This window comes from Streptomyces sp. NPDC058289, assembly GCF_042880975.1.
Classification (GTDB): Bacteria; Actinomycetota; Actinomycetes; order Streptomycetales; family Streptomycetaceae; genus Streptomyces; species Streptomyces stoeckheimensis.
In genome coordinates, this window is the sequence record NZ_JBHVYI010000013.1 from 15545 (window position 1) to 34190 (window position 18646).

At 72.5% G+C, this 18646-nt stretch carries 16 protein-coding genes; 9 read left to right on the forward strand and 7 right to left on the reverse strand.

Going from position 1 to position 18646, the window contains the following annotated elements:
* Positions 1–18 precede the first annotated feature (18 nt).
* Complete coding sequence (locus ACFVX6_RS09110) at positions 19–468, reverse strand: Lrp/AsnC family transcriptional regulator (RefSeq protein WP_250742902.1); 450 nt, start codon at positions 466–468, stop codon at positions 19–21.
* Positions 469–604: 136 nt separating this feature from the next.
* Here ACFVX6_RS09110 and ACFVX6_RS09115 point away from each other — a divergent pair, with 136 nt between their 5' ends.
* Entirely contained in the window at positions 605–1615 is a 1011-nt protein-coding gene (locus ACFVX6_RS09115; RefSeq protein WP_389689481.1) for an asparaginase, read from the forward strand.
* Between the two features lie 168 nt (positions 1616–1783).
* Here ACFVX6_RS09115 and meaB read toward each other — a convergent pair whose 3' ends face one another.
* The 4 genes from meaB to ACFVX6_RS09135 form a co-directional block, all read right to left on the reverse strand.
* Positions 1784–2767 (reverse strand): methylmalonyl Co-A mutase-associated GTPase MeaB, encoded by a 984-nt coding sequence (meaB, locus tag ACFVX6_RS09120; RefSeq protein WP_389689483.1) that lies wholly within the window; start codon positions 2765–2767, stop codon positions 1784–1786.
* A 5-nt stretch (positions 2768–2772) separates the two neighbouring features.
* A complete protein-coding gene (gene scpA / locus ACFVX6_RS09125) occupies positions 2773–4968 on the reverse strand; it encodes a methylmalonyl-CoA mutase (protein ID WP_389689485.1) in 2196 nt (731 codons plus the stop codon).
* Positions 4965–6821, reverse strand: a complete 1857-nt coding sequence (locus ACFVX6_RS09130) for a methylmalonyl-CoA mutase family protein (protein WP_389689487.1) — start codon at positions 6819–6821, stop codon at positions 4965–4967. The genes scpA and ACFVX6_RS09130 overlap by 4 nt, the downstream gene beginning before the upstream one ends.
* A 62-nt stretch (positions 6822–6883) precedes the next feature.
* Positions 6884–8161, reverse strand: a complete 1278-nt coding sequence (locus tag ACFVX6_RS09135) for an ROK family protein (protein ID WP_389689489.1) — start codon at positions 8159–8161, stop codon at positions 6884–6886.
* An 840-nt stretch (positions 8162–9001) separates the two neighbouring features.
* Here ACFVX6_RS09135 and ACFVX6_RS09140 point away from each other — a divergent pair.
* The 8 genes from ACFVX6_RS09140 to ACFVX6_RS09175 all read left to right on the forward strand — a co-directional run bounded on the left by ACFVX6_RS09140 (position 9002) and on the right by ACFVX6_RS09175 (position 16852).
* A complete protein-coding gene (locus ACFVX6_RS09140; RefSeq protein ID WP_389689491.1) occupies positions 9002–9940 on the forward strand; it encodes a TauD/TfdA dioxygenase family protein in 939 nt (312 codons plus the stop codon).
* A gap of 90 nt (positions 9941–10030) precedes the next feature.
* Positions 10031–10588: an NADPH-dependent FMN reductase gene (gene ssuE, locus ACFVX6_RS09145; protein ID WP_389689493.1), complete on the forward strand. Its 558-nt coding sequence runs from the start codon at positions 10031–10033 to the stop codon at positions 10586–10588.
* 73 nt (positions 10589–10661) lie between these two features.
* Entirely contained in the window at positions 10662–11696 is a 1035-nt protein-coding gene (locus ACFVX6_RS09150) for an ABC transporter substrate-binding protein (protein WP_389689495.1), read from the forward strand.
* Positions 11697–11704: 8 nt separating this feature from the next.
* Positions 11705–12535 (forward strand): ABC transporter ATP-binding protein, encoded by an 831-nt coding sequence (locus ACFVX6_RS09155; protein WP_389689497.1) that lies wholly within the window; start codon positions 11705–11707, stop codon positions 12533–12535.
* The gene (locus ACFVX6_RS09160) at positions 12532–13437 is read left to right on the forward strand and encodes an ABC transporter permease (RefSeq protein WP_389689499.1); all 906 of its coding nucleotides are present in this window, start codon (positions 12532–12534) and stop codon (positions 13435–13437) included. The genes ACFVX6_RS09155 and ACFVX6_RS09160 overlap by 4 nt, the downstream gene beginning before the upstream one ends.
* 120 nt (positions 13438–13557) lie before the next feature.
* On the forward strand, positions 13558–14907 hold the full coding sequence (locus tag ACFVX6_RS09165) for an LLM class flavin-dependent oxidoreductase (RefSeq protein ID WP_389689501.1): 1350 nt from the start codon (positions 13558–13560) through the stop codon (positions 14905–14907).
* Positions 14904–16487, forward strand: a complete 1584-nt coding sequence (locus tag ACFVX6_RS09170) for an FAD-dependent oxidoreductase (RefSeq protein ID WP_389689503.1) — start codon at positions 14904–14906, stop codon at positions 16485–16487. Before ACFVX6_RS09165 ends, ACFVX6_RS09170 begins: the two co-directional genes overlap by 4 nt.
* The gene (locus ACFVX6_RS09175; protein WP_351370450.1) at positions 16484–16852 is read left to right on the forward strand and encodes a ferredoxin family protein; all 369 of its coding nucleotides are present in this window, start codon (positions 16484–16486) and stop codon (positions 16850–16852) included. The genes ACFVX6_RS09170 and ACFVX6_RS09175 overlap by 4 nt, the downstream gene beginning before the upstream one ends.
* A 21-nt stretch (positions 16853–16873) precedes the next feature.
* Here ACFVX6_RS09175 and ACFVX6_RS09180 read toward each other — a convergent pair whose 3' ends face one another.
* Together ACFVX6_RS09180 and ACFVX6_RS09185 are read right to left on the reverse strand one after the other, a co-directional pair.
* Positions 16874–17794, reverse strand: coding sequence for an NADP-dependent oxidoreductase (locus ACFVX6_RS09180; protein WP_389689505.1), 921 nt, complete (start codon positions 17792–17794; stop codon positions 16874–16876).
* 88 nt (positions 17795–17882) lie between these two features.
* The gene (locus ACFVX6_RS09185) at positions 17883–18593 is read right to left on the reverse strand and encodes a DUF2470 domain-containing protein (protein ID WP_389689507.1); all 711 of its coding nucleotides are present in this window, start codon (positions 18591–18593) and stop codon (positions 17883–17885) included.
* Positions 18594–18646 lie beyond the last annotated feature (53 nt).

The window sequence follows — 18646 nt, forward strand, 5'->3', positions numbered from 1 at the left end:
TACCTGACTTCCCCCGGGTCAGACCGGCAGGCCCGTCGGTTCCTTGATGCGTTTCATGATGATCTGGGAGTTGACCTCCGTGACGCCCGAGAGGGCCGTCAGTTGCTCGATCCAGAGGCGTTCGTACGCGCGGAGGTCTGCCACCGCGATGCGCAGGAGGCAGCCGGGGCTGCCGAAGAGGCGGTAGGCCTCGATGACGTCGGGGATGTCCTGGAGGGCCGCTTCGAAGGCTTCTACGGCCTCGCGGTCGCGGCGGACCTCCACGGAGACCAGGACCTCGAAGCCGCGCCCCACGGCTTCGGGGGAGATCACCGCGCGGTAGCCCTGGATGATGCCTTCCTCTTCGAGCTGGCGGACCCGGCGCATGCAGGGGGAGGGGGTGAGGCCCACGCGCTGGGCCAGCTCCTGGTTGCTGAGCCGGCCGTCGGCCTGGAGCTCGCGCAAGATTTCTTTGTCGATCGCGTCCATTGCGCAATTATCACTCAGGTTTTATTGCGCGGTGGGGCGAAATCGCAATCGCGTTGCGCGTAGATCGGCCTACCATTGCCGTTTGTAGAAAATCTGTGCGGGCCGTTTCGGGCTGTGTGAGGGAAGGGTCGTGGTCATGGGACGCATCGTCGTGATCAGTACGGGCGGGACGATAGCCAGCCGCTGGCAGGGTTCCGGTTTCGCGGCCGATGCGGACGGGGCCGAAGTCATGGCCACTGCGCCGCTGCCGGAGGGCGTGAGCGTCGAGGTCGTCGACCTGTTCAGCGTCAACAGCCCTCGGCTGACCACCGCGCACCAGCTGACCCTGCTGCGGACCGTGCACGAGGTGCTCGCCGACCCGGGTGTGGACGGGGTCGTCGTCACGCACGGCACCGACACGCTGGAGGAGTCGGCGTTCCTGTTGGACCTGCACCATCACGATGAGCGTTCTGTTGTTTTCACCGGCTCGCAGCGGCCCATGGGGGCGGCGGACGGGGACGGTCCCGGCAATCTCTACGATGCCCTGCTGACCGCGTCGAAGACGCGCGGGCTCGGCGTCCTGATCACGTTCGCGGGGCGCGTGCACGCGGCGCGCGGGACCGTGAAGGCGCAGGCCGTGGCGCTGGATGCCTTTGCCGACCCGTCGAAGGAACTGCTGGGGAAGGTCGGTTTCGGCAAGGTCACCGTGCTGCGGACGCCGGTGCGGCCGGAGCCGCTGCCGTTGCCGGCGATGCCGGAGGCGCCGGAAGGGCCGCCGCGGGTGGACGTCGTGGTGCACCACGTGAGTGGTGACGCGGTGTTGCTGAACGCCGCGGTGGCGGCGGGGGCGCGGGGGATCGTCCTGGTCGGGACGGGTGCGGGCAACGCTACGCCGGAGGTTGTCGACGCGGTGAAGGCGGCCGTCGCGGACGGTGTGCTGGTGGCGTTGACCACGCGGGTTGCGGCCGGGCCGGTGACGGAGATCTACACCCACGGGGGTGCGGTGGACCTGGTTGCGGCCGGGGCCGTGCCGACGGGGACGCTGCGGGCGCCGCAGGCGCGGGTTGCCGTGCTGGCGGCGTTGCTCGCCGAGGGGGAGGCGGAGGAGCGGGTGCGGGTGCTTCGGCGGATGCTGGGCACCGGTGGGCCCGTGTTGGTCGCCGCCTGACCCGGTCTGACCCGAGTCCGGAGGGCCGGGGCTCCCGGTGCCGGATTCCGGGGCGGGGTCGGGGGTGCCGCTGCGCGGGCTTGCTCCCCGCCCCGCCCTTTCTCCGTTTCCTGGGGCTCCGCCCCAGACCCCGCGCCTCAAACGCCGGCGAGGCTGGAATGGCCCCCGTCAGGAGTCGGTGAAAGCCGCCAGTAGGCGGTCCGCTGCCAGGGTGGGGGTCAGGGTGCCCGCGCGGACCGCTGATTCCAGGGTGGGGGCCAGGTCTCGTACCGCCGGGTTCGAGCGGAGGCGTTCCAGGAGTTCGTCGTGGACCATCGACCAGGTCCACTCCACCTGCTGGGCCGCACGCTTCGATGCCAGGCGGCCGCCCGCCTCCAGGAGCAGGCGGTGTTGTTCCAGGCGGTTCCAGACCTCCTCCAGGCCCGTGGATTCCCGGGCGCTGCACGTCAGGACCGGCGGGGTCCACGCGGCGTCGGCCGGGTGCATCAGGCGCAGCGCGCTCGACAGTTCGCGCGCCGCGGACTTCGCGTCGCGCTCGTGCGGGCCGTCCGCCTTGTTGACCGCGAGGACGTCGGCCAGTTCCAGGACGCCCTTCTTGATGCCCTGGAGCCCGTCGCCCGTCCGGGCGAGGGAGAGCAGGAGGAAGGAGTCGACCATCCCGGCGACCGTCGTCTCCGACTGGCCCACGCCCACCGTTTCGACGAGGACCACGTCGTAGCCCGCCGCCTCCATCACGATGATCGATTCCCGGGTGGCCTTCGCCACCCCGCCCAGCGTCCCCGCCGAGGGGGACGGGCGGACGAAGGCCGCGGGGTCCACGGAGAGGCGTTCCATGCGGGTCTTGTCGCCCAGGATGGAGCCGCCCGTACGGGTGGAGGACGGGTCGACGGCCAGGACCGCCACCCGGTGGCCCAGCCCCGTCAGCAGGGTGCCGAACGCGTCGATGAAGGTGGACTTCCCGACGCCCGGCACCCCGCTGATGCCGATGCGGCGCGCCCGCCCGGAGTGGGGCAGGAGCTCCGTCAACAGGCTCTGGGCCAGGGCCCGGTGCGCGGGCAGGGTGGACTCGACGAGGGTGATCGCGCGCGCGATGAACGCGCGCTTCCCGTCGAGTACGCCCTTCGTGTAGGCGGTGATGTCGATCGGGGGCACGGCGGCTACAGCTCGTGGCCCAGGTCCGCGGCGAGCCGCGTCACCAGGTCGTGCGCCGCGTCCGGGATGACCGTGCCGGGCGGGAACACCGCCGTCGCCCCCATCTCGAGGAGGGTGGGGACGTCCGCCGGAGGGATGACCCCGCCCACGACGATCATGATGTCCCCGCGGCCCTCCGAGGCGAGGGCCTCGCGCAGCGCCGGTACGAGGGTCAGGTGGCCGGCGGCCAGCGAGGAGACGCCGACCACGTGCACGTCGGCCTCCACGGCCTGGCGGGCCACTTTCTCCGGGGTCTGGAACAGCGGGCCGACGTCCACGTCGAAGCCCAGGTCGGCGAAGGCGGTCGCGATCACCTTCTGGCCGCGGTCGTGCCCGTCCTGGCCCATCTTGCAGACCAGGATGCGCGGCCGGCGGCCCTCCGCCTCCTCGAACCGGTCGACGAGCGCGCGGGTGCGCTCCAGGGACGGGGACTCGCCTGCTTCGGTTCGGTACACACCCGAGATCGTACGGATCTGGCTCGCGTGCCGCCCGTACACCTTCTCCAGGGCGTCCGAGATCTCGCCCACCGTGGCCTTCGCGCGCGCCGCGTCCACCGCCAGGGCGAGGAGGTTGCCGTCCCCGCGCTCGGCCGCGTTGGTCAGCGCCCGCAGGGTGTCCTGGGTGACCGCCTCGTCGCGCTCCTCGCGCAGCCGCCGGAGCTTCTCGATCTGCTGGGTGCGCACGGAGGAGTTGTCGACCTTGAGGACGTCGATCTGCTCGTCCGTCGCCACCCGGTACTTGTTGACGCCGATCACCGGCTGGCGGCCCGAGTCGATGCGGGCCTGCGTGCGGGCCGCCGCCTCCTCCACACGGAGCTTGGGGATGCCCGCGTCGATGGCCTGCGCCATGCCGCCGGCCGCCTCGACCTCCTGGATGTGCTGCCAGGCCCGGCGCGCCAGGTCGTACGTCAGCTTCTCGACGTACGCGCTGCCGCCCCACGGGTCGATGGACCGGCAGGTCCCCGACTCCTGCTGGAGGAGGAGCTGGGTGTTGCGGGCGATGCGGGCGGAGAAGTCGGTGGGGAGGGCGAGGGCCTCGTCCAGGGCGTTGGTGTGCAGCGACTGGGTGTGGCCCTGGGTCGCCGCCATCGCCTCGATGCAGGTACGGGTGACGTTGTTGAAGACGTCCTGCGCCGTGAGGGACCAGCCCGAGGTCTGCGAATGGGTGCGCAGGGAAAGGGACTTGGCGTTCTTCGGGTCGAACTGCTTGACCAGCCGCGCCCAGAGGAGGCGGGCCGCGCGCAGCTTCGCCACCTCCATGAAGAAGTTCATGCCGATCGCCCAGAAGAAGGACAGGCGCGGTGCGAAGGCGTCCACGTCCAGGCCGACGGCCTGGCCCGCCCGCAGGTACTCCACGCCGTCCGCGAGGGTGTACGCCAGCTCCAGGTCGGCCGTGGCTCCGGCTTCCTGGATGTGGTAGCCCGAGATCGAGATGGAGTTGTAGCGGGGCATCTTCTGCGAGGTGAAGGCGAAGATGTCGGAGATGATCCGCATCGAGGGCTTCGGCGGATAGATGTAGGTGTTGCGGACCATGAACTCTTTGAGGATGTCGTTCTGGATGGTCCCGGCGAGCTTGTCGGGGGAGACGCCCTGCTCCTCCGCCGCCACGATGTAGAGGGCGAGGATCGGCAGTACGGCGCCGTTCATCGTCATCGACACCGTCATCTTGTCCAGCGGGATGCCGTCGAAGAGCTGGCGCATGTCGTAGATCGAGTCGATCGCCACGCCCGCCATGCCGACGTCGCCCGTCACGCGCGGGTGGTCGCTGTCGTAGCCGCGGTGCGTGGGCAGGTCGAAGGCGATCGACAGGCCCTTCTGGCCGGCCGCGAGGTTGCGCCGGTAGAAGGCGTTGGACTCCTCGGCCGTGGAGAAGCCCGCGTACTGCCGGATCGTCCAGGGCTGGTTGACGTACATCGTCGGGTACGGGCCGCGCAGGTACGGGGCCACACCCGGATAGGTCTGGAGGAAGTCCAGGCCCTCCAGATCGCGGCCCGTGTACAGGGGCTGTACGCCGATCCCCTCGGGGGTCTCCCACAGCAGGTCGGCGGGGGTGGTGCCGGTGGACTCCTTGACCGCCGTGCGCCACTGGTCCTCGGAACCGGCGGCGGGGGCCGCACCGTCCAGCGGGAGTTCGGAGAAATCGGGGATGCGGGGGGTGCTCAAGACGCGACTCCCATCCGGTCGAGTACGGAGGACAGCACGGCGACCGCGTCGCAGCCGGCGAAGACGTACTCGTCCACGGCCGCCGCGGCGGTGCCGGGCTTGCCCGCGAGGAACACGGTCGTCGCGCCGGCCGAGCGCAGGGCCGCGGCCACCGCCTCGGCCTGCTCCTCGTACAGCGCGTCGCTGGAGCACAGCACGGCCATGCCGTCGGCGCCGCTGGCCGCGTAGGCCGCCGCCGCCGTCTCCGGGGTCACCGACACCGGGTCGTGGACCGGGGTGATGCCGCCCGCCTGGAACAGGTTCGAGGCGAAGGTGGCGCGGGCGGTGTGCGCGGCCGCCGGGCCCAGGGCCGCCAGGAAGACGGTGGGCCGGGCTCCCGTCGCCGTCAGGTGTACGTCGCTGCGGGCGCGCAGGGCCTCGTACGCCTCATCGCGCCGCACGCGCGGCAATCCGCCGGTGAGCGGGGCCGGCGCGGGTTCGCGTACGACCGGCTTCTCGGAGAGGTGCGGGAACTCGCTGACTCCGGTGATGGGTTCGCGCCGGGTGGCCAGCTTCTTCGAGCGTGCGGCCCAGGTGGCGGCGAGGCGGTCTGCGACCAGGCCGGACCGCAGGGCGGCGGCCTGGCCGCCCGCCTTCTCGATGCTTCGGAAGAACTCCCAGGCGGCGTGGGCGAGTTCGTCGGTGAGCTGCTCGACGTAGTACGAGCCGCCGGCCGGGTCGATCACGCGGGCCAGGTGGGACTCCTCCAGCAGGATGGTGGAGGTGTTGCGGGAGATGCGCCGGGCGAACGCGTCGGGCAGACCGAGCTCCTGGTCGAACGGGAGCACGGTGACCGCGTCGGCGCCGCCCACGCCCGCCGCCATGCAGGCGACGGTGGTGCGCAGCATGTTCACCCACGGGTCGCGGCGGGTCATCATCACCGGCGAGGTGACGGCGTGCTGGCGCTGGGCGCCGGCCCCGGGAGCCCCGCAGGCCTCGGCGATCCGGGCCCACAGCCGACGGGCGGCGCGCAGCTTGGCGATGGTGAGGAACTGGTCGGCGGTGGCGGCGTAACGGAACTCCAGCTCGCCGAAGGCCGCTTCGGTGCTCAGGCCCGCATCGGTGAGGGCGCGCAGGTAGGCGACCCCGGTGGCCAGGGAGAGTCCCAGCTCCTCGGCGGCGCTGCCGCCCGCCTCGTGGTAGGGCAGGGCGTCGACGGTCAGGGCGCGCACGTGGGGCCAGGCGGCCGTGTCCGCGGCGAGCGCCGCGGCCTCCGCCAGGTCCAGTGCCTCACCCGTCCGGGCCTCGTGGCCCAGCGGGTCGGCGCCCAGGGAGGCATGGGCGGCCTCGGGGGCCACCGCACGCTCGGCGTACAGCGCGAGCAAAGCTCTGGCGGCCTCGGCGAATTGGGCTCCGGGGTCCAGGGAGACGGGCGCGAGGTCGAGGTAGACCCCCTCCAGCGCACGGCCCAGGCCCTCCGCGGGGAGGCCGGCGTCGCCTACGGCCAGCCACAGCGAGGTGGTGCCGTTCTCCAGGTCGGCCAGGGCCGCGTCGTTCACCCGTACGGGGTCGGTGCCCGCGATCCGCTGGCGCACGTCCCAGCCCGAGGCGGCGCTGCCCTCGGCGCGCCCGCCCCGTACAAAGGGCGCGAACCCGGGAAACCCGGTGTCGGGCGCGGTTTCGGGCGCGGTGTACAGCGGGCGGGTGGTGAGCCCGTCCTCGAGCTTCGTGGACAACGCGTCTTCCGCTGCCTCGCCGGAAACTTCCTTGCCCGACTTGCGCAGCACGCCCTCTACCAGGCGCTGCCACTGCTCATGCGTCGCGTCAGGGAATTCGGCGGCCAAGGAGAGCCCGTCATCAGGCAGGACCGTCATGGCTCGAATGTTAGGGGGGTCCTTGTGAACGACCTATAACCACCGGATGTGATCTCGCCCTCTCATGTGAGTCGGGAGGGGTCACGAAAGAGCGGGGCGAGGAGGACGGACGCGGAGGCTACCGGGAGTACGGCGGGACCCGCCTGCGGGGCGACGATCCGCCGCCCGTAGCGGTCCTGGTCACCGGCTGCGTCGCGGATCTCGTCGAGATAGCCGTCGTGGAGGATGCCGGCCAGCTCGGCGACCACCATGACGGCCGGGTTGAACACGTCGAGGAGCAGTGCGGCGGCCCGGCCCACGGTACGGGCGCGTTCGCGCAGCAGCCGGTCGGCACGGGGGTCGCCGGTGGCGGCGGCGTCGACCAGGAGGCTGACTGCGTTGTCGGCGGGCTCCGGGATGATCCCGCGGCGCACGGCCTCGGCGCCGAGGACCCCGTCGGAGGCGCTCGCCTGGAGGCAGCCCGTACGACCGCACGCGCAGGGGGTCTGCGACCCGGGCACCGGAAGGTGCGCGACGTCCCCGGCGGCGGCACCCGGCCCCTGGTGCACGGTGCCCTCGATGCCGAAGGCGGCGTCGACCACGTTGCCGATGAAGAGGTGGAGGAGGCTGGAGCGGGCCTCCGGGCGGCCGAAGAGGATCTCGGCGTGGGCGACGGCGCGGGCGTGGTTGTCCACGGAGACGGGCAGGCCGAGGCGGTCGGAGAGCTCGGGGCCGAGGGGGAGATCGCGCCAGCCGAGGGCGTCGTGGCGGACGACGGTGCCGTCGGCCGGGCGGACCCAGCCGCCGAGGGCCGCGCCGACGCCGAGCAGGGGGCGGCCGGCGGGGTTGGAGACCTGGAGGAACCGGCCGAGTTCGGCGGCGATGTCCGCGGGGAGGCTGCCGGGGGAGCGGCCCGCGTGCGGGAAGGCCCGGCGGGCCAGGACGCGGCCGCGCAGGTCGACGAGGCTGAAGGTGGAGGCGGGCACGCCGATGTGCAGGCCGGCGGCGAGGGGGCCGCCGAGGGGGCCGGTGTGCAGGTCGAGGGGGATGCGGGGGCGGCCGGGGCCGGGGCCGGTGGTGGGTCCGGTGCCGGGTCCGCCGCCGGGTCCGGTTCCGGTTGCCGCGGGCGGCTGCTCCGGCTCGGGGTGCTCGTGCAGCAGGCCGGCGCGGAGCAGGGCCGTGGTCTGCCGGGACACGGCGGCCGGGCTGAGACCGCAGAGCTTCGGGAGGTCGCTCCGAGCGAGGGGGCCGTGGGTCAGGACGGCGCGGAGCACGGAGGCGGCGTTGGCGGCGGCCCGGCTGTCACCGGGGGTGGGGGACACGGGCGGGCTCCTCGGGGGGTGGGGTGTGGTCCCGATCATGCCGTGTCGCTGCGCTCGGCGGGGGCGCGTCGAGGTGGGGCGGGATGTGGTGGTGCGTGGCGGGTGCGTTGCGGGGGCGTGAAATCAGGGCATGGGTTTCGGCCGTTCCGGGAGTGGCGGGAAATGGTGAAAGCGCAGGTCGAAGAGGGTGCGTGTCGGGGGTCGGGGGTGCTGGTGGGGGGTGCTCGGTGGGGTTGACCGGGGGTGGGGGCGCTGGCAGTCTCCGGGACATGACCGCGACCGAGTTCCTCGCCCCGCGGCTCCACACCCCCGGCCTCTGTACCGCGCCGGGCGAGTGTCAGGGCCGTCGCTGTACGGCCCCGCGCTGTTCCTGAGCGTCTGCGCCCCTGAGCCCCCCGGCCCCTGAGCCGCCGAGCCGCCGAGTCGCCTAGTTGTCGAGGGGCTGGGCGTTCGTGCCCCCGTCGGCCGGGCTGGTCGACGTACGGGCTCGAGCCGTGTCACCAACGGACTGGTGGTGGCCAAGGCTCCGGGGTCAGGTTGACCTGATCCGCGCACCGCCCGCTCGCCCCGTCGCCGGCCGTCGGCTGCCCGTCGATGCTCGAACCGGCTCTGCCGGCTGAACGTCGTTGTTCTGCCGCAGGCCCCTGCCCGCCGAACCTCGCCGCCCCGCCGAACCCCGCCAGCCGCCAGCCGAAGCCCAAAGCCGAAGCCCAAAGCCGAAGCCCAAAGGCGAAGCCGAAGGCCGAAAGTCGTAGCCCGGTCGGCCGGCCCACGGGCGGCCCCCGCCCCTCCACCACCCGTCCGTCTTCCCCGGTCGGATCTCCCTCGTCCTCGCTTCCCTTCATTTCTTCCTCTGCGGAAATAAACAAGGAGCCCGTCATGTCCACTGCCACCCGCACCGACCTCACCGTCACCAAGATCGGCGGCCGCATAGGCGCCGAGATCGGCGGAGTCCGGCTCGGCGGCGAGCTCGAAGCCGAGGCCGTCGCCGGGATCCGGGCCGCGTTGCTCGCCCACAAGGTCGTCTTCTTCCGGGGGCAGGGCCACCTCGACGAAGACGGGCACGAGGCCTTCGCCCAGCTGCTCGGCGCGCCCGTCGCGCACCCCACCGTGCCCTCCGCCGACGGGCGTTACGCGCTCGGCATCGACTCCCACCACGGAGCCCGCGCCAACCAGTGGCACACGGACGTCACCTTCGTCCCCGCCTACCCCGCCTTCTCCATCCTGCGCGCCGTCACCATCCCGCCGTACGGGGGCAACACCCTGTGGGCCAACACGGCCACCGCCTACGCCGGCCTGCCCGAGCCGCTGCGCGTCCTCGCCGACAGCCTGCGTGCCGTGCACTCCAACGAGTACGACTACGCGGCCCTGAGGCCCGACGCCCTGCCCGAGGCGCTCGCCCAGTACCGCGAGGTGTTCACCTCGACCAAGTTCCTCACCGAGCACCCGGTGGTCCGGGTCCACCCCGAGACCGGCGAACGCACCCTGCTGCTCGGCAACTTCGTCCAGCGGATCAACGGGCTCACCGGCCGTGACTCGCGCCTCCTCCAGGACCTCTTCCAGGCCCACATCGAGCTCCCCGAGAACACCGTCCGCTGGCAGTGGCAGGCCGGTGACGTCGCGATCTGGGACAACCGCGCCACCCAGCACTACGGCGTCGACGACTCCGACGACCACGAGCGCACCCTGCGCCGCGTGACCGTCGACGGCGACGTCCCGGTCGGGCCCGACGGGGTCCCGTCCCGGCTGATCAGCCCGGAAGCCGTCCCGGACCCGGCCTTCGGCATCGCCTCCGGAGCCTCCGCCTCCGAAGCCTGAGCCGCCGGGCACCGAAACGCACGGCCCGGCACCGCCCGGCCTCGAACGACCCGTCCCACCCCACCCTCCCCGTCAGCCAAGGAGCGCTCCGTGCCCAAGCTGCTCGCCCTCACCGGCAGTCCGTCCGTCCACTCCCGTACCGACGTGGTCGCCGACCACGTGCTGCGCCGCCTGAACCACGCCGGGTTCGAGACCGCGCAGCTCGCCGTCCGGGAGCTCCCCGCCGCCGATCTGCTCGCCGCCCGCCGCGGCGAGCCGGAGATCCGCCGGGCCCTGGAAGCCGTCGCCGAAGCCGACGGGATCGTCATCGCGACGCCCGTCTACAAGGCCTCGTACACAGGGCTCCTCAAGGCCTTCCTCGACCTGCTCCCGCAGGACGGGCTGGCCGGGAAGACGGTCTTCCCGCTGGCCACGGGCGGCAGCCTCGCCCACGTCCTGACCATCGACTACGCCCTGCGCCCGGTCCTCGCCGCGCTCGGCGCCCGGCACGTCACCGCCGGCCGCTTCGTCCTCGACTCCTCCGTCGAGCGCGGGGCCGGCCCGGACCGGCTGCGGCCCGAGGCGGAGCTGGACCTGTACCAGGCCGTCGACGAGTTCGCCGAGGCCCTGCGCGCCGCCCAGGCCGCCGCGCTCGCCACCGCGCGCTGATCTTCGTACGGAATCACCCGCCCGACCTGTCCTAACCGCCCGACCCGCCCGACCGGATCGACAAGGAATCGCCATGTCCGCAGCCTTCACCACCACCCGTACCTCCCGACGCCAGTTCCTCACCCTGCTCGGCATCTCGGCGGCCGCGGTGAGCTGCGGGACGGCGACCGCCACCGGCGGCTCCAGCGGCGAGCAGATCACCTCCCTGAAGTACCAGGGAGCGGTCGGCGCGGTCACGCTCCCCGAACTCGCCGCGGAGCTCGGCTACCTCGGGAACGTGACCCTGGACTGGGTCGGCAACACCATCAGCGGCCCCCAGGACATCCAGTCCGCGGCCACGGGCCAGACGCACTTCGGCAGCGCCTTCAACGGCGCCGTCATCAAGCTCGCCTCCACCAAGGCGCCGATCAAGGCCGTCATCTCCTCCTACGGCTCCGACCAGTACTCCTACGGCGGCTACTACGTGCTGGAGGACAGCCGGATCCGCTCGGCCCGCGACCTGGTCGGCAAAAAGGTCGGCATGAACACCCTGGGTGCCCACTACCAGGCCCTGCTCGACATCTACCTGAGCCGGGGCGGGCTCTCCAAGGAGGACGCGGCCAAGGTCGAGCCCCTCGTGGTTCCGCCCGTCAACACCGAACAGTCGCTGCGGCAGAAGCAGATCGAGGTCGGTGTCCTCACCGGAGTCCTGCGCGACAAGGCCCTCGCAGCCGGCGGCATCCGTCCGCTGTTCACCGATGTGGAACTGCTCGGTCCGTTCAGCGCCGGGACCTACATCATGACCGAGCGCTTCATCAAGCAGAACCCGGACACCGTACGGACCTTCGTGACCGGCGTGGCCAAGGCCATCGAGTGGTCCCGCACCACCCCGCGCGAGGAGGTCGTCGCGCGGATGACGGAGATCGTCAAGAAGCGCGGCCGCAACGAGGACACCTCGACCCTGCAGTACTGGCGCTCCTACGGGGTCGCCGAGGCAGGCGGCCGGATCGCCGACAAGGAGTTCCAGCTCTGGCTCGACTGGCTCGGCGACCGCGGGGAGATCAAGAAGGGCCAGCTCAAGGCGGCCGACCTCTACACCAACGAGTTCAACGGACACGGGAAGGGCTGACCGGCGCCATGGCAAAGATCGTGTTCGAATCCGTGACGAAGACCTTCCCGACGAAGAACAAGAAGAAGAACGGGATCAAGGAGGAGTTCACCGCCCTCGACGGCATCGACCTGGAGATCGGGTCGGGGGAGTTCGTGGTCGTCGTGGGCCCCAGCGGCTGCGGCAAGTCCACCCTCCTGGACCTGCTCGGCGGCCTGACCCCGCCCACCTCCGGCCGGATCCTGCTCGACGGCAAGCCGGTCACCGGGCCGGGGCTCGACCGGGGCATCGTCTTCCAGCAGTACGCGCTGCTGCCGTGGCGCACCGCGCTGGGCAACATCGAGTTCGGCCTGGAGGCCACCGGCGTTCCGCGCCGCCAACGAGCTGCGAAGGCAAGGGAGTTCCTGGACCTCGTCGGTCTCACCGGGTTCGAGGACCGGCACCCGCACGAACTGTCCGGCGGCATGCGCCAGCGGGTCGCCATCGCGCGCTCGCTCGCGTACGACCCGGACGTGCTCCTGATGGACGAGCCGTTCGCGGCGCTCGACGCGCAGACCCGCGAGTCCCTCCAGGACGAACTGCGGCGGATCTGGCAGAGCACCGGCAAGACGATCGTGTTCATCACGCACGGCATCGAAGAGGCCGTCTACCTCGGGCAGCGGGTGGCCGTCATCACCTCCCGCCCCGGGCGGGTCAAGCAGGTCGTCCCGGTGTCGTTCGGCGACCGGGCCACCGGTGCCACCGGTGAAGACCTGCGCTCCAGCCCGGAGTTCGCCCGCTACCGCCACGAGATCTGGACCCTGCTCCACGACGAGGTGGCCCGCGCCCAGCAACTGGAGAAGGAGGAGGTCGCCGTATGAGCACCACGGTGGAAGCGGCGGTGAAGGCCGGGACGACGACGGAAGCAGAGGCGACGGCCGTACGGACCCTCGCGCCCCCGGCGGTACGGACCCTCGCGCCGGCCCCCGTACGGGCACCGGCCGCGGCATGGGCGCTGCGCGTCCTGCGGGGGCTGCGGGCGGTGGCGCTGCGCTCGGCGGCGATCCTCGCGCTGCTTGCCCTGTGGGAGGCGGCGCCGCGGCTGGGGCTGGTCGACGCGACGTTCCTGCCGCCGGTGAGCGAGGTCGCCAAGGCCTGGTGGGAGCTGCTGGGCAACGGGCAGCTCGCCGAGCACAGCAAGGCGAGCCTGGCCCGCTCCTTCGGCGGATTCGGCATCGCGGTGGCCGTCGCGGTCCCGCTCGGGCTGCTGATCGGCTGGTACCGGCCGGTGGCGGCGCTGCTCGGGCCGCTGCTGGAGGTGTTCCGCAACACGGCGGCGCTCGCGCTGCTGCCGGTGTTCGTCCTCCTGCTGGGCATCGGGGAGACCTCGAAGGTCTCGATCGTCGTGTACGCCTGCGTCTGGCCGATCCTGCTGAACACCATCAGCGCCGTGGGCAACGCCGATCCGACCCTGGTGAAACTGGCGCGCTCGATGGACCTTTCCACGCCGAAGCTGTTCCAGAAGGTGATCCTGCCGGCGTCGGTACCCGTCATCTTCACCGGCATCCGGCTCGCGGGGGCGGTCTCCATCCTGGTCCTGGTCGCGGCCGAGATGATCGGCGCGAAGGCGGGCCTCGGCTACCTGATCAACGCCTCGCAGTTCAACTTCGCGATCCCGCAGATGTACGCGGGCATCGTCACGATCTCCGCGATCGGCCTCGCCTTCAACCAGATCCTCGTCACGATCGAACGCCGCCTCAGCACGTGGCGCGTCCCGTCCTGACCCCCGGCCCCGGCCACCCCTGATGCCCCGGGCCTCCGCCGGCGGCCGTTCCGGCCGGTCGGCCCGCCACGACCACCCCCACGGGCGCCGCGCGCCCGGGGTCCTATCCGAGGACAAGAAATGACCGCACCCCGGACCCTCCACCTCAACGCCTTCCTCATGAACGCCGGGCATCACGACGCCGCCTGGCGCCACCCCTCCAGCAGCCCCGAGCGGATCACCGATCTGCGCTACTTCCAGGAACTGGCCCGCACCGCCGAGCGCGGCCTGCTCGACTCGATCTTCTTCGCCGACGGGGTCGCCCTCTGGGGCAAGGCCCGCTACAACGCCGTCGGCGGCTTCGAGCCGCTCACCCTGCTCTCCGCGATCGCCGCCGTCACCGAGCACATCGGGCTCATCGCCACCGTCTCCACCACCTTCAACGAGCCCTACAACCTGGCCCGGAAGTTCGCCTCCCTCGACCACATCAGCGGCGGCCGCGCCGGCTGGAACATCGTCACCTCCGGCAGCGTCGACGAGGCCCGCAACTTCAACCGCGACGAGCACCTGGAGCACAACCTCCGCTACGAGCGGGCCCGGGAGTTCCTCGAGGTGGCCACCAAGCTGTGGGACAGCTGGGAGGACGACGCGATCGTCCTCGACAAGGAGCGCGGCATCTACGCCGACACCGACAAGCTCCACCCCGCCGCGCACCGCGGCGAGTACTTCGGCGTCGCCGGACCGCTCAACGTGCCCCGCACCCCGCAGGGCCACCCGCTGCTCGTGCAGGCCGGGTCCTCCGAGGACGGCAAGGAGTTCGCCGCCCAGTACGCCGAGGCCGTCTTCACCGCCCAGCAGACCCTGGCCGACGGGCAGGCCTTCTACAAGGACCTCAAGTCCCGCCTCGCCAAGTACGGCCGCTCCGAGGACGAGCTGCTCGTGCTGCCCGGCATCGCCCCCGTCATCGGTTCCACCGAGGCCGAGGCCAGGGCCCTGGAGCAGGAGCTCACCGAGCTCCAGATCCCGGAGTACGGCCTCGCGCAGCTCTCCAACATGCTGGGCGTGGACCTCAGCGGGCTGCCGCTCGACGGCGGGCTGCCCGAGCTGCCCGAGGAGCGGGACATCAACGGCAACAAGAGCCGCTTCACGCTCGTGGCCGAGCTCGCCCGCCGCGAGGGCCTCACCCTGCGCGAGCTGATCGCCCGCCTGGGCGCGGGCCGCGGCCACCGCGTCTTCGCGGGGACGCCCGAGCAGATCGCCGACCAGCTGGAGGAGTGGTTCACCCAGGGGGCCGCCGACGGATTCAACATCATGGCTCCCGTGCTCCCCACCGGGCTGACCGACTTCGTCGACCAGGTCGTGCCGATCCTGCAGCGCCGCGGGCTCTTCCGCACCGAGTACACCGGCCGGACCCTGCGCGAGAACTACGGGCTGGCACGCCCCGCCAACCGGTACGCTGCAGCCGGAGCCGCCGCCGGGGCCGACGCGTGAGCGAGCACGTCGCCGACGTGCTCGTGGTCGGCGGGGGCCCCGCCGCCGCCTGGGCCGCCCTCAAGGCGGCCGGGGCCGGGGCCTCCGTGGTCCTCGCGGACAAGGGCTACTGCGGCACCAGCGGGGCGACGGCCGCCGGGGGCACCGGCGTCTGGTACGTCCCGCCGGAGCCGGCGGCCCGCGAGGCCGCGATGGCGAGCCGCGAGGGGCTCGGCGGGTACCTCGCCGACCGGCGGTGGATGTCCCGGGTCCTCGACGAGACGTACCACCGGATGAACGAGCTGGCGGACGAGGGGCGTTACCGCTTCCCGACCGGCCCCGACGGCCGGCCGCTCCGCAACGGCCTCCAGGGGCCCGAGTACATGAGGCGGATGCGCATCCGGATCCGCCGCGCCGGGGTCCGGATCCTGGACCACAGCCCGGTCACCGAGCTGCTGACCGACGCGGACGGCGCCGCCGCGGGCGCCGCCGGCCACCGCCGCCAGGCCGGCGAGCCCTATCGGGTCCGGGCCGGCGCCGTCGTCCTGGCCACCGGGGGCTGCGCCTTCCTCAGCGGCGCGCTCGGCACCAACACCAACACCGGGGACGGCGCACTGTTCGCCGCCGAGGCGGGGGCCGAGCTGTCCGGCATGGAGTTCTCCAACTCCTACGGGATCGCCCCCGAGGGCACCTCCGTCACCAAGACGGCCTTCTACTCCTTCGCCTCCTTCTACCGGGAGGACGGCGAGGTGTTGGAGGGCGCCGCCAGCCTCGGCGGCCGCTCCGCCATCGCCCGCGAACTCCTCACCGGAGCCCGGGTCTACGCCCGCCTCGACCGGGCCGACGCCACCGCACAGGCCGCGATGCGGCTCGCGCAGCCGAACTTCTTCCTCACCTTCGACCGGCTCGGCATCGACCCCTTCACCGACCGCTTCTCCGTCACGCTGCTGGCCGAGGGCACCGTCCGCGGCACCGGCGGGATCCGGATCGCCGGGGAGGACTGCGCCACCACGGTCCCCGGTCTGTACGCCGCCGGGGACGCGGCCACCCGGGAGGAGATCTGCGGGGGCTTCACCGGAGGCGGCAGCCACAACGCCGCCTGGGCGATGTCCTCGGGCAGTTGGGCGGGGGCCGGCGCGGCCCGGTACGCCCGCTCCCTCGGCTCGGGCCGGGCCGCCTTCCGGCCGGTCACCGGGGCCGGCGGGGCGGGCCTGCGGCCGACCGGGGACGCCGGGTCCGCGGCCGGACCCGGGGAGGCACGGGAACTCGTACGCCTGGTCCAGGAGCAGGTGCTGCCGTACGACAAGAACTACCTGCGGCGCGGCTCCGTCCTCACCGGCTCGCTCGGCGCCCTCGACGAGGTTTGGGCGCAGGTGCGCGGCTCCTTGCGCGGGGAGGGCGCCGGGCTGGTCAAGGTCCGGCAGGCGGCGGCCATGACGGCGCACGCCCGCTGGATGTACGCGTCCGCGCTGGCCCGTACAGAGAGCCGCGGGATGGCCCGCCGGCTCGACCACCCGGGGCAGGACCCGGCGCAGCACCACCGCATCGTGACGGGCGGGCTCGACCGGGTGTGGACGCGGCCGGCGGAGCTGGTCGCATGATCGAACTGGTCTCGGCCGAGCGGTGCATCGCCTGCGACAAGTGCGTGGAGGTCTGCCCGACCGACGTCTTCGAGCGGGGACCGCAGGGGATCCCGCTGCTCGCCCGGCAGGAGGACTGCCAGACCTGCTTCCTGTGCGAGGCCAACTGCCCGGTGGACGCGCTGTTCGTGTCCCCGCTGACCCGGCCGGTGCCCGAGGACCCGGCCGTACGGGACGAGGCCGGGCTCGCCGGCCGCGGCCTGCTCGGCAGCTACCGCCGGGAGATCGGCTGGGGCGAGGGGCGCACACCGGGCGCCCTACGGGCGGTCGGCCCCTCGCTCGGCCCGGCGGGCGGCGGCGGGACGGCGCCGCCGATCACCTCCTGAGCGAGGGGGTCGCGCCCCGGGTCAGACCGTGAGGACGATCTTGCCGCGGGTGCGGCCCGCGGCACTCAGCTCCCAGGCCTTCGCCGCCTCGGCGAGCGGCAGGGCGTGCTCCACGTTGACGGTGAGCCTGCCCTCGTCGGCGAGCCGGCCCAGGAAGGTCAGGTCGGCGGTGTCCGGACGGACCCACAGCTGGTGCGCGCCCTGGGCGGCCGCCGTGTAGTCGGCGATGGAAACCACCCGGTGCTCCTCCTTGACCAGGGACCGGAGCACCGGGATGACGTCGTCTCCGAAGAAGTCCAGGGCGGCGTCCACCCCTTCGGGCGCCAGCTCGCGGACCCGGTCGGCGAAGCCCTCGCCGTACAGGACCGGCTCGGCGCCCAGCGAGCGCAGGTAGTCGTGGTTGTGCGCGCCGGCCGTGCCGATGACGCGCAGGCCGAGGGCGACGGCGATCTGCACGCCGAAGGAGCCGGTGCCGCCGGCGGCGGAGTGGATGAGCACGGTCTCGCCGGCCTTGAGCCCCACGCGGGTGAGCGACTGGTAGGCGGTGAGCCCGGCCAGCGGGATGCCGGCGGCCTGCTCGAAGGTCAGCTCGCGCGGCTTGCGGGCGAGGGTGCGGACGGGGGCGGAGACCAGCTCGGCGTAAGTGCCCAGCTCCACCCACTCCTTGCGGACGTAGCCGTACACCTCGTCGCCGACGGCGTAGTCGAAGGTGTCCTCGCCGACCGCCTCGACGACCCCCGCGACGTCCCAGCCGGGTATGACCGGGTAGCGAACTTCGAGGATCGAGTCGAGGTATCCGGCGGCGAGCTTCCAGTCCACCGGGTTCACGCCGGCGGCCTTCACGCGGACGAGGACCTCGCCCGGACCGACCTTGGGCTCCGGAACCTCGGTGAGCGCGAGGATGTCAGGCGGTCCGTATGCGGTGTATGTGATTGCCTTCATGATCTTCCCAACCGGCCGTCGGGGGAGCGTTGTTCCGTGTTTTGCGCTCCTTTTCCGGAATGGCCCGTTCCTTTCTGGGGGGGGCCGCTCAGGCGGGCAGGGTGTTGCGGTGCGAGCTGCGCCGGGCCGCGCTGAACAGGGCCTGGATCTGCGCCCCGGACTGCTCCACGTCGTCGAGCGGGGAGGGGAAGGGGATCCGTACGTCGTGGTGGCCGCGCCGTTCCTCCAGGCGCAGGGTGATCCCATACCGGTCCATGGCGAGGGGCAGTGCGCGCAGGACGGTGGGCCCAACCCCCGGCTGTGCCGCGGGCTGCGGCCGGACCAGGCGCAGGAGGAGGGTGACGAGTTCGGCGTGGTCGTCGAGGAGATGGGTGAGCATCCCGGCCTCGTAGGAGGCGAGCGGGTCGGGGCGGGCCGCGTCCAGCTCGTCGAGACCGACGTACGAACGGGCGCCGTCGGCGGTTTCGAGGACGGCCCGGCCGAACTCCATGCAGGTGGAGTCGGAGCCCTCGTCCGTGTAGGGGGTGAGCAGGCGGCCGACGAGGGTGACCCGGGCGCGCACGCGGTCCCGTACGGGGGTGGGTGCGATGTCAGTGAACTCCAGCCGGATCGCGGGGCGGTGCTCGGCGCAGCCGCCCGGCTCGGCGGGGTGCAGGTGCAGCCGACCGAGGGGGTCGGTGCCGTCGAGGTGACGGATCTCCGTGCGCTGTCCGTCGGTGACGACGGTCATGGAATGGGCGGCGGCCAGGACGGACCGGACCCGCTCGGCGTCCGTGGGCAGCAGCAGGGGCAGTTGCATGTGGATCTCCGTCGTCCCGAGTGGCGAGATGGCGCGTACTTAGGTTTGCCTAA

What these genes read in the sequence shown, in the direction of transcription:
- ACFVX6_RS09110 (WP_250742902.1), bottom strand. Translation starts at nt 468, where the DNA reads ATGGACGCGATCGACAAAGAAATCTTGCGCGAGCTCCAGGCCGACGGC.
- ACFVX6_RS09115 (WP_389689481.1), top strand. Translation starts at nt 605, where the DNA reads ATGGGACGCATCGTCGTGATCAGTACGGGCGGGACGATAGCCAGCCGC.
- ACFVX6_RS09130 (WP_389689487.1), bottom strand. Translation starts at nt 6,821, where the DNA reads ATGACGGTCCTGCCTGATGACGGGCTCTCCTTGGCCGCCGAATTCCCT.
- ACFVX6_RS09135 (WP_389689489.1), bottom strand. Translation starts at nt 8,161, where the DNA reads ATGATCGGGACCACACCCCACCCCCCGAGGAGCCCGCCCGTGTCCCCC.
- ACFVX6_RS09140 (WP_389689491.1), top strand. Translation starts at nt 9,002, where the DNA reads ATGTCCACTGCCACCCGCACCGACCTCACCGTCACCAAGATCGGCGGC.
- ACFVX6_RS09150 (WP_389689495.1), top strand. Translation starts at nt 10,662, where the DNA reads ATGTCCGCAGCCTTCACCACCACCCGTACCTCCCGACGCCAGTTCCTC.
- ACFVX6_RS09155 (WP_389689497.1), top strand. Translation starts at nt 11,705, where the DNA reads ATGGCAAAGATCGTGTTCGAATCCGTGACGAAGACCTTCCCGACGAAG.
- ACFVX6_RS09160 (WP_389689499.1), top strand. Translation starts at nt 12,532, where the DNA reads ATGAGCACCACGGTGGAAGCGGCGGTGAAGGCCGGGACGACGACGGAA.
- ACFVX6_RS09165 (WP_389689501.1), top strand. Translation starts at nt 13,558, where the DNA reads ATGACCGCACCCCGGACCCTCCACCTCAACGCCTTCCTCATGAACGCC.
- ACFVX6_RS09175 (WP_351370450.1), top strand. Translation starts at nt 16,484, where the DNA reads ATGATCGAACTGGTCTCGGCCGAGCGGTGCATCGCCTGCGACAAGTGC.
- ACFVX6_RS09180 (WP_389689505.1), bottom strand. Translation starts at nt 17,794, where the DNA reads ATGAAGGCAATCACATACACCGCATACGGACCGCCTGACATCCTCGCG.
- ACFVX6_RS09185 (WP_389689507.1), bottom strand. Translation starts at nt 18,593, where the DNA reads ATGCAACTGCCCCTGCTGCTGCCCACGGACGCCGAGCGGGTCCGGTCC.